Raw genomic sequence first — 8680 nt, 5'->3', positions numbered from 1 at the left:
TTTCGCGGGCGCGGCGCCGGGGGTGCGGCTCGCGCGGCGCTGCCCGCCTCCCTCAACCCCGGCGGCAGATGCACCAGATGCCCGCCAGCACCAGCCCCGCCCCGGCCAGATGCCCCGGGCCCGGAGCCTCGCCCAGGACCAGGGCCGACAGGCCCACGGCGCTAACGGGCATCACCGCCGTGAACACTCCCGCCGTGCCCGCGCCCACGCGGGTCACCCCCCGGAACCAGAGCAGGTAGGCCGCCACGGTGACCACCAGCCCGTAATAGGCCACCACGGCCCACGAGGTGGCGTCCAGCGCCGCGAAATCGAAGCCCCGCGCCTGTGCCAGCGCCCCGGGGGCGAACAGACCCAGCCCGAAAACCGTCATCAGCGTGGACACCGCCAGGGGCGAGAGGGGCTCGGGCACGGCCTTGCGCAACAGCAGGAAGAGCGACTCGGCCAGCACCGCCCCGAGCACCAGCAGGTTGCCGCCCAGGGCCGCGCCGCCCGCGTTCTGCGCCATGCCCTGGAGGTTGACGGCCGCCAGCCCGGCAACGGACAGCGCCACCCCCGCCAGGGTCCGGCGCGCGGGCCGCTCGCCCAGGAGCACAAAGGCCGTGCAGGCCATTGCCGCCGGGGTGGTGCTGGTGATGATGCCCGCCGCCCCGGCGCTGGTGGCGCGCAGGCCCTGGAGCAGCAGGACGTTGAACAGCAGCCCGCCGCAGGCCGCCTGGGCCAGCATCACCGCGAGGCTGCGGGCGGACACGCGCGGCCAGCCCTCGCGCAGCAGCAGCAGCGGCACGAGCACCAGCGCCGCGCAGGCGAAGCGCAGGGCCGAGGCCAGTTGCACAGGCAGTTCCGCGACGAGAAGCTTGCCCGCCACCACGGAGCTGCCGACGATGGCCATGGCCAGGGCCAGGCAGAGGCAGGCGCCCAGGGGCGGCCCGGCGTTGGCGGTGGCGGCGCTGGGCGCCGGGGCGGGAACAGGGCGGGGCGCGTCCGGGAGTCCGGGCTCCGGGGCGGCGGGCGGGCGTCTGGGCATGGGGCCTCCGGTCTGCGGCGGGCGGCGCGGGATGCTCCGCCCTGGCCCGCAGGTGATAGCCCCTGCGCCGGGTCTAGGTTTGCAGGAACTTGCGGTAGCGCCCGGGGGTGAGGCCGGTCAGGCGCCGGAAGGCGTGGGTGAAGTGGGGCTGGTCGCTGAAGCCGACCTCGGCGGCGATGTCGGCCAGGCGCATGGGCCCGGCGAGCAGGGCCTTGGCCAGATGCACGCGCGCGCCCAGCAGGTAGGCGTGGGGCGGCAGGCCAAGGGCGGCGGTGAAGCAGCGCGTCAGGTGGAAGGGCGAGAGCCCGGCCACGCGGGCCAGCGCGTCCAGGGAGACATCCTCGCGGCAGTGGGCGTCCAGCCAGTCGCGCGCGCGGGCCACGGCGCGGGGCTCGCGTCCGGCCCGGGGCAGGGGCCGGGCGGCCTCGGCGTGGCGGGCGATCCACAGGGCGAGCATGGCCCCGAGGCGGCCCTGGCGGGCCAGCAGCGGGGCGCCGGGGTCCATGAGCAGGCGGTGGACGGCCTGAATCTCGGCGGCCAGCCCCGGGTCGTCCAGAACCCCGGAGGCGAAGTCCGGGGCGGGCACGGGGCGCCCGGCGGCCTGGGCCGCGGCACTGCGGACCAGCCCGGGGTCGAGGTAGAACATGCGGTAGCTCCAGCCCGGGCCGGAGCCGGGGTGCCCGTCGTGGACCTCCCCGGGGGTGGTCAGGTTCACGCTGCCCGGCAGGGCCAGGTTGCTCCGGCCCAGGAAGCGGAAGGCCAGGGCGCCATGCTCGACCACGCCAACGGCGTAGCGGCGGTGGAAGTGGCGGGCGAAGCGCTGGCGCAGGCCGCGGGCGTGCAGCAGCTCCACCCCGGGCAGCCCCGGCGGTCGCAGCAGTACAGCGGCCTCTGCCGGGGCCACGGGCGCGGCGTGCGGCTGCGCGGATCCGCCCTGGGGGGCCGGGCCCGGGCCTTGCGGCTGCTGCGGTGATGCGGCGGGTCGGGTCATGCGTTCTCCGGCGGGGCCGCGGCCCCGGCTTGTGCATTGCGCATGCCACGGTTTCGGGCGCCCGTCTTGTGGAATCCTGCTCCCGCCGCCGCCCCCGTTGCAAGGGGAAATTCCGCCCGCCCGTCCGGGCCGCCCGGGGCGTGGCGGCGTGGCCGGGCCGTGAGCCGGGAGGCCCCCCGCGCGGAGCCCGGGCCAGGTCCGCCCGTCCGGGCCCCCCGCACGGAGCCCGGGCCAGGTCCGCCCGTCCGGGGCCGTTCCTCCTGCCGCGATGCGGCTGGCGGCCTTCGGACGTTTGTTCCGGGGGGGCACTCCGGTCCCTCACGTCCGCGCGCGGCGGCGGATTGCTCGGGTGCAGCTGGCCTGGCCCTTCCGCCCGCGCGCGGCCGACGCGCGGCCAGCGCCGCCGGCACGCCCCGCGCGGGAGGGCGCCCCCGGTGCGCGGGCAGGGGGGCACGCTGCGGGCAATGGCCGAGGCGCAGCGGCAGCCGCCCCGCGCTTGGCCGCTGGCCTTCCCGCCCCGCGCGGTTGCCCGCGCCACGCGAAGGGCCGCCCCCCACGCAGGGAGGCGGCCCGGAAGCACGCGCGGGCGACGGGGCGCCGCAGGGTCGGGCCGGGGCTAGAAGTCCAGGCCGTAGGAATCCACCACCAGGGCGACGCGGCGCTTGGCCTCGGTCAGCCGGGCGCGCAGGGATTTCTTGTATTCCTCGATGTCCAGCTGGATGGTGGCCACGCCGGTGTCCATGGCGGCCTGGGCCACGGCGGCGGCCTCCCACTCCAGGACGCGCGGGTCGAAGGGGCTGGGGATGACGTAGTCCACGCCGAACTCCAGCTTGCGGCCGTAGATGGCGCAGATGTCGTCGGGCACGGGCTGCTTGGCCAGGGCGGCCAGGGCCTGGGCGGCGGCGAGCTTCATCTGCTCGTTGATCTCGGTGGCGCGGGTGTCCAGGGCGCCGCGGAAGATGAAGGGGAAGCCCAGGACGTTGTTGATCTGGTTGGGGTAGTCCGAGCGGCCGGTGCCCATGATGGCTTCGGGGCGGGCGTCCTTGGCCTCGGTGTAGGTGATTTCGGGGTCGGGGTTGGCGCAGGCGAAGATGATGGGGTTCTTGTTCATGCTGCGGACCATGTCCGGGTTGATGGCGCCCTTGACGGACAGGCCCAGGAACATGTCCGCGCCCTTCATGCAGTCGCCGATGGAGCCGTGGTCCTTGTCCTGGGCGAAGAGGGCCTTCTCGGGGGTGAGCTTGCCCCGGCCCTTGTGGATGAGCCCGCGCGAGTCGAACATGAAGACGTTCTCGGGGCGGATGCCCATGGCGACGTAGAACTTGGTGCAGGCGATGGCCGAGGCGCCCGCGCCGGAGACCACGAGCTTCAGGTCCTCGATCCGCTTGCCCGAGATTTCCAGGGCGTTGATGATGCCCGCGCCGGAGATGATGGCCGTGCCGTGCTGGTCGTCGTGGAACACGGGGATGTTCATTTGCTTCTTGAGCTGCTCCTCGATGTAGAAGCACTCGGGGGCCTTGATGTCTTCGAGATTGATGCCGCCGAAGGTCGGCTCCATCATTTTTACCGCGGCGATGAGGGCGTCGGGGTCGGTGGTGTCGAGGTTGATGTCGTAGACATCGATGTCGGCGAAGCTCTTGAAGAGGACGCCCTTGCCTTCCATGACGGGCTTGCCGGCGGCGGCGCCGATGTTGCCCAGGCCAAGGACGGCCGTGCCGTTGGAAACAACGGCCACCAGGTTGCCCCGGGCGGTGTATTCGAAAGACTTGGCGGGATCGGCGGCGATTTCGAGGCAGGAGTGGGCCACGCCGGGCGAATAGGCCATGGAGAGCTGCTTTTGCGTGCGGCAGGGCTTGACGGGAATGACCTCGATTTTGCCCTTGCGGCCCTTGGAATGATAGTCCAGGGCCTCTTGTTTGGTGAACAGAGCCATGAAGCGTCCTCCGGTTGGGGGGGTGACGGGACATCGCAGCGGGGTGGGCGGATGCCGCGCTCCGCGTGGCGGACCATGTGACGGACTGCGCGGGAGCGTATTGCAGGCGCGGGGGGATTGCAACCCCCGGCCCGTTTGGTTGTGGAGGTCTTTGCGGGAGGGGGCGCGTGCGCGGCGCGGCCAGGGGCAGGTGCCGGGAGGTGCCGTTTTTCCTGGGTGTCGCGCGGGCCGGGGGTCCGGTTTGGCGCGAATCTTGATGCTTGGTCCGTGCGGCCCGGAACGGAAGCCAGGCCTCTCTTCAATGCGTTTGAATAACAGGAAGTTTCATGCGCTCGCTTGTCATCAATTTGACCCGTTTTGGTGACCTGCTCCAGACCCAGCCCGTGATCAGCGGCCTCAAGGCCCGGGGCGAGGAGGTCGGGCTGGTTTGTCTGGACAATTTTTCCGGGGCGGCGGGCCTGCTGCGCGGGGTGGACGCGGTGTTCCCCCTGCCCGGGGCGGCGCTGCTGGCCTGCCTTGAGCGCGGCTGGCGCGAAGGCCTGGCCGAGCTGTGGCACTGGGCCGAAGGCGGGCTGCGGCCCTTCGGCGCCGGGAGGATCATGAACCTGACGGCCACGCTGCCCGCGCGGCTGCTCACGCGCCTTGCGGGCGACGCGCCGCAGGTGGGCTTCGGCATGGACGCCTTCGGCTTTGGCCGCAACAGCTCGGCCTGGGCGGCGTTCCTGGTGGCGTCCTCGCGCAATCGCGGCAGCAGCCCGTTCAATCTTGTGGACCAGTTCTGGGAGGTCGCGGGGCTGGGGCCGGGGCGGCGGGAATACGCCCTGGCCGGGGCCGATGCCGGGGCCGGGAGCCGGGCCGGGGAGCTGCTTGCGGGGGCGCCTCCGGGCTGCCGGGGGCTGGTGGGGTTCCAGCTCGGGGCCAGCGCGGCGGTGCGCCGCTGGCCGCTGGAGCGCTTCGCCGAGCTTGGGGCGCTGTTGTGGCGCGGGCACGGGCTGTGCCCGGTGCTGCTGGGGGCCCCCGGCGAGGCCGAGCTGGGGGCGCGCTTTGCTGCCCTGGGCGCCTGCCCGGCCCTGGATCTCACGGGGCGCACCTCCCTGCCCGTTTTGGCGGCCGTGCTGGAACGCATGCGCCTGCTGGTGACCAACGACACGGGCACCATGCACCTCGCCGCCGGGCTGGGTGTTCCGGTCTGCGCGGTGTTCCTGGCCACGGCCCAACCGTGGGACACGGGGCCCTATGCCGAGGGCTGCCTGTGCCTGGAGCCGGACATGGCGTGCCACCCGTGCGGCTTCCACCACGCCTGCACCCAGGGCCACGCCTGCCGCCGGGCGGTGCGGGCCGACGCCGTATATCATTATATATGCGCCTGGCTGGCTGACGGCGCCTGGGGCGCGCCCGGGGACGCGGGGAGCGGGGTCCGGGCCTGGCTGACCCGGCGCGGCGCAGCGGGCGTCATGGACCTGGCGTCCCTGAGCGGGCACGAGACCGAGGACCGGACGGCCTGGATTCGCCTCCAGCGCCATTTCTATCGTCAATTTCTCGACGACGGCCAACCCGCCCCCCTGGCCGGGGCCCCGGTGCTGTCCGAGGCGTTCCGGGCCGAGGTCGGACCGGTCCTGGAGCAGTCGGCCCAGGTGCTGTTCGTTTTGCGCGAGCAGGTGGGGGCGCTGGCCCGGGCGCCGGTGGCGAGCCTGAAGGGCCGGGTTCTCGGCAATTTCGAGCGCCTGACGGCCCTTTGGGGCGGCAACGCCCGCTTTGCCGTGCTGGGCGACATGTGGCGCGAGCAGAGCCAGGAATGCGCGAGTGATTTCAAGTTGTTGGAGCCCCTTGTGGCGTCCTGGCAAGCGCTCCTCGGGGCCTGGAGCGCGACGGTGCAGGAGATGGCATGAAATTTGAAATAGAAGAGGCGCAGTGCGCCCGGCGCACATTTTGCCCATTCCCAAGGAGGAAAGACATGATCGTTATCGATGGTCAGGAAACGGGACTTCGCGTCAACAATTTCGCGAACCTTGAGGACCTGCTGGTCAAGGTGATGGAGCAGGACTGCCTGGACAACAGGATGGTCACCGACGTCTTCGTCAACAAGGAGGCCTTCTCCGAGATTTATCCCCACCAGGCCGAGGACATTTCCACCGCCGAGATCGAGAGCGTGGAGATCGTGACCATGGCCGTGCCCGAGATGGCGGTGAACATCACCCGCGAGCTGTACAAGGTCGTGCGGCTGATGGGCCACGGCTGCCGCAGCGTGGCGGACCTGTTCCGCCGCGGCGACGACGCCGAGGCCCTGGAGCTGTACCAGGATCTGCTGGACGTGACCCGCGATTTCCTGGGCATGATCGGCGTGCTGCGCGACGAGTTCAGCCTCAAGGACCGCCAGGTGCTCAACGACAGCCTGGAGGAGATCACCGCGCTGTTCTCCGAGATGATCGAGGTCAGCGAGAACGAGGACTGGGTGTTGCTGGCCGACCTCATCGAATATGAGTTCCTGGCCAGCGTCGAGAAGTGGAAGCAGGTCATCGCGGACCTGCGCGAGGACATCCGCGAAGCTTCCAAGGCGGCCTAGCCATGTCCGAGTGCCTGCAACTGCTGGACAAGGCCCTGGCCCTGGGGCAGCGCGAGCTCGAACTGCTCTGTGCCGGAATGGTGGAGCAGACCGAGGAGGCCGCCCACCAGCGCGGCGCCCTCATGGAGCGCGCCTGGCAGGCCAAGGAGCGAGAGCCCGTGGATGTGGACGCGCTCATGGGCAAGCTGCGCCAGCTCAAGAGCCTGCAAGGCCAGCTGACCCGCGAGGCGCGCAGCCTGCACAAGAGCCTGGAAGAGGACCTTGCCCGCTCCCGCAAGGAGCGCGGGCGCCTGTCCGGCTATCGCCAGGCGACCACCATCGTGCCCACGGCCAGCCGGTTCGTGAGCAAACGGGGCTAGCGCCGAGCGCCCGCCCGGGCCCGGGAATCCCGGGCGTGCCCCGTGGCTGCGAACATGGTGTCTTTTCTCCGGGCGCCGGCCCCCTTCCAGGAGGGAGGGGGGTCGGCGCCTTGCCGTTTGCGCCCTTGGCAGCGGGCGGGAAGCGGGCTACACAGCGCGCATGGACGATTCGCTCAAGGGGGCCGCGAGCCCCCAACCCGCCGCCAAGGCCGGGGGCGACGCCGCAAGCGGCGTGGTCCCCCCGGAGATGGAAGGCCGCCGCCTGGACCAGGCCCTGGAACTGGTGTTGCCCGGGGCCGGGCTGCGCGCGCGCAAGCGCGCCTGGGAGGCCGGGGCCGTGCTCGTGGACGGCCGCCCGCGTCCCAAGGGCTATCGGGTCATGGCCGGGCAGGTGCTGGCCCTGCGCGCCGAGGGGGCCCGGCAGGGCGCCGGGTGCGCGGACGGCGAACAACCCGGCCCGGGTTGCGTGCCCGAGGGCGTGCGCGTGGTCGGGCAGAGCACGGGAATCATGGCCGCGCTGTTCAAGCCCGGGGGCGTCCATTCCGAAGCCATCGCCGGACGGCCGGGTCCAAGCGTGGACCAGTGCCTCGGGGCTTTCTGGCCCGGGCGCTTCGCGCGGCTGGTCAACCGGCTGGACCTGCCGACATCGGGACTTCTCGCCGTGGCCCTGTCCGAGGTCATGGCCGCGCGCTATCGCGAGCTGGAGGACCAGGCGGCGGTGACCAAAACCTATGCGGCCCTGGTGCGGGGGCGGGTGGCCGATGCCTTCGTCTGCACGGGGGCCATCGACGCCGCGCGGCGGCGCGCCGTGCGTGTGCTGGATGCGGCGGACCCGACGGGCCTGCGCCATACGCGGGTCGAGCCCGTGCTGGCCGTCGAGCGGGACGAGCTGCCCGGGCCCGGGGCGACTCTGGTGCGCTGCCGCATCCACAAGGGCGCGCGGCACCAGATCCGCGCCCACCTGGCGGCGGCGGGGCACCCGGTCCTGGGCGACGGCCTCTACGGGCCGCAGGAGGGCGCGCGCCTGTATCTGCACCACTTCCGGCTGAGCCTGCCGGACTTTGAGGCCGCCGCGCCGCCGCTATGGCCCGAATGGGCGGACTGGGGCCTGGGCAAGGCGGATTTCTGACCCGAAGCGGCCGGCGGGCGGCGATGCCCGGCGTCGCTGGCCGGGGCCGGGCAAGGCCGATTCCCGGGCCGGGCCGCGGCAAACGCGCCGGGGCATAACGAACGCGCTGGCTGCAACGGACGCGCGGAAGCCAGCGGCGCACCGGGGCCAGCGGGCGCATCGGGGCCAGCGGGCGCGCCGGAAGCCAAAGAGTGCGCCGGGTGCCAGCGGGCGCACCGGGCTGCAACGGACGCGTGGAAGCCAGCGGGCGCACCGGGGCCAGCGGGCGCACCGGGACCAGCGGGCGCGCCGGGAGCCAAAGAATGCGCCGGGAGCCAAAGAATGCGCCGGGAGCCAAAGAATGCGCCGGGCGGCAACGGACGCGCCGGGCCCGGCAATCGCATCGGCGCCCAGCGAGTGCCCCGGGATTCAGCAAGCGTATCGGGAGCCAACGGACGCACCGGCTGCAACGGCTCGCACCGACCGTGCGGCCGCAGCGTCCTGGCGGCCGCCCGGAGCGCTTCCGGTCCGCCCGGGGAAGGCGCATTCATACCAGTCCGAGGTTGCCCTGGATTTGCTCCACACTCCTCGGAGCGCCCCGCTGCCCTTGCGCCCCGCCACCCCCGCTGCCCCGTGCCTGTGTCCCGCGCCCCCGTGCGTATTCTCTTATTTGGGGCGTGGATGGTGCGGCCTCTGGACGCC

General features: G+C 72.6%; 7 protein-coding genes. 4 read left to right on the top strand and 3 right to left on the bottom strand.

The features are described from left to right. Positions 1-52 precede the first annotated feature (52 nt). The 3 genes from M0P34_RS10885 to M0P34_RS10875 all read right to left on the bottom strand — a co-directional run bounded on the left by M0P34_RS10885 (position 53) and on the right by M0P34_RS10875 (position 3948). On the bottom strand, positions 53-1024 hold the full coding sequence (locus tag M0P34_RS10885) for a DMT family transporter (RefSeq protein ID WP_291498957.1): 972 nt from the start codon (positions 1022-1024) through the stop codon (positions 53-55). A gap of 73 nt (positions 1025-1097) precedes the next feature. Then, positions 1098-1928 (bottom strand): AraC family transcriptional regulator, encoded by an 831-nt coding sequence (locus M0P34_RS10880; protein ID WP_291498955.1) that lies wholly within the window; start codon positions 1926-1928, stop codon positions 1098-1100. A 703-nt stretch (positions 1929-2631) separates the two neighbouring features. Further along, positions 2632-3948, bottom strand: a complete 1317-nt coding sequence (locus M0P34_RS10875) for a malic enzyme-like NAD(P)-binding protein (protein WP_291498953.1) — start codon at positions 3946-3948, stop codon at positions 2632-2634. Between the two features lie 326 nt (positions 3949-4274). Here M0P34_RS10875 and M0P34_RS10870 point away from each other — a divergent pair, with 326 nt between their 5' ends. The 4 genes from M0P34_RS10870 to M0P34_RS10855 all read left to right on the top strand — a co-directional run bounded on the left by M0P34_RS10870 (position 4275) and on the right by M0P34_RS10855 (position 7999). Beyond that, on the top strand, positions 4275-5837 hold the full coding sequence (locus M0P34_RS10870; protein WP_291498951.1) for a glycosyltransferase family 9 protein: 1563 nt from the start codon (positions 4275-4277) through the stop codon (positions 5835-5837). A gap of 65 nt (positions 5838-5902) precedes the next feature. After that, positions 5903-6511 (top strand): hypothetical protein, encoded by a 609-nt coding sequence (locus M0P34_RS10865; protein ID WP_291498948.1) that lies wholly within the window; start codon positions 5903-5905, stop codon positions 6509-6511. 2 nt (positions 6512-6513) lie between these two features. Next, entirely contained in the window at positions 6514-6870 is a 357-nt protein-coding gene (locus M0P34_RS10860) for a hypothetical protein (RefSeq protein WP_291498947.1), read from the top strand. Positions 6871-7030: 160 nt separating this feature from the next. After that, positions 7031-7999, top strand: a complete 969-nt coding sequence (locus M0P34_RS10855) for an RNA pseudouridine synthase (RefSeq protein WP_291498945.1) — start codon at positions 7031-7033, stop codon at positions 7997-7999. Positions 8000-8680 lie beyond the last annotated feature (681 nt).

The sequence above is a fragment of the Desulfocurvus sp. genome (genome assembly GCF_023230885.1).
In the GTDB taxonomy this organism is placed as follows: Bacteria; Desulfobacterota; Desulfovibrionia; order Desulfovibrionales; family Desulfovibrionaceae; genus Desulfocurvus.
This window is presented reverse-complemented; position numbering and strand designations above follow the sequence as displayed.

Excerpts from the sequence above, each read along its gene's own strand:
- M0P34_RS10885 (WP_291498957.1), bottom strand. The coding sequence starts at position 1,024 with ATGCCCAGACGCCCGCCCGCCGCCCCGGAGCCCGGACTCCCGGACGCG.
- M0P34_RS10875 (WP_291498953.1), bottom strand. The coding sequence starts at position 3,948 with ATGGCTCTGTTCACCAAACAAGAGGCCCTGGACTATCATTCCAAGGGC.
- M0P34_RS10870 (WP_291498951.1), top strand. The coding sequence starts at position 4,275 with ATGCGCTCGCTTGTCATCAATTTGACCCGTTTTGGTGACCTGCTCCAG.
- M0P34_RS10865 (WP_291498948.1), top strand. The coding sequence starts at position 5,903 with ATGATCGTTATCGATGGTCAGGAAACGGGACTTCGCGTCAACAATTTC.
- M0P34_RS10860 (WP_291498947.1), top strand. The coding sequence starts at position 6,514 with ATGTCCGAGTGCCTGCAACTGCTGGACAAGGCCCTGGCCCTGGGGCAG.
- M0P34_RS10855 (WP_291498945.1), top strand. The coding sequence starts at position 7,031 with ATGGACGATTCGCTCAAGGGGGCCGCGAGCCCCCAACCCGCCGCCAAG.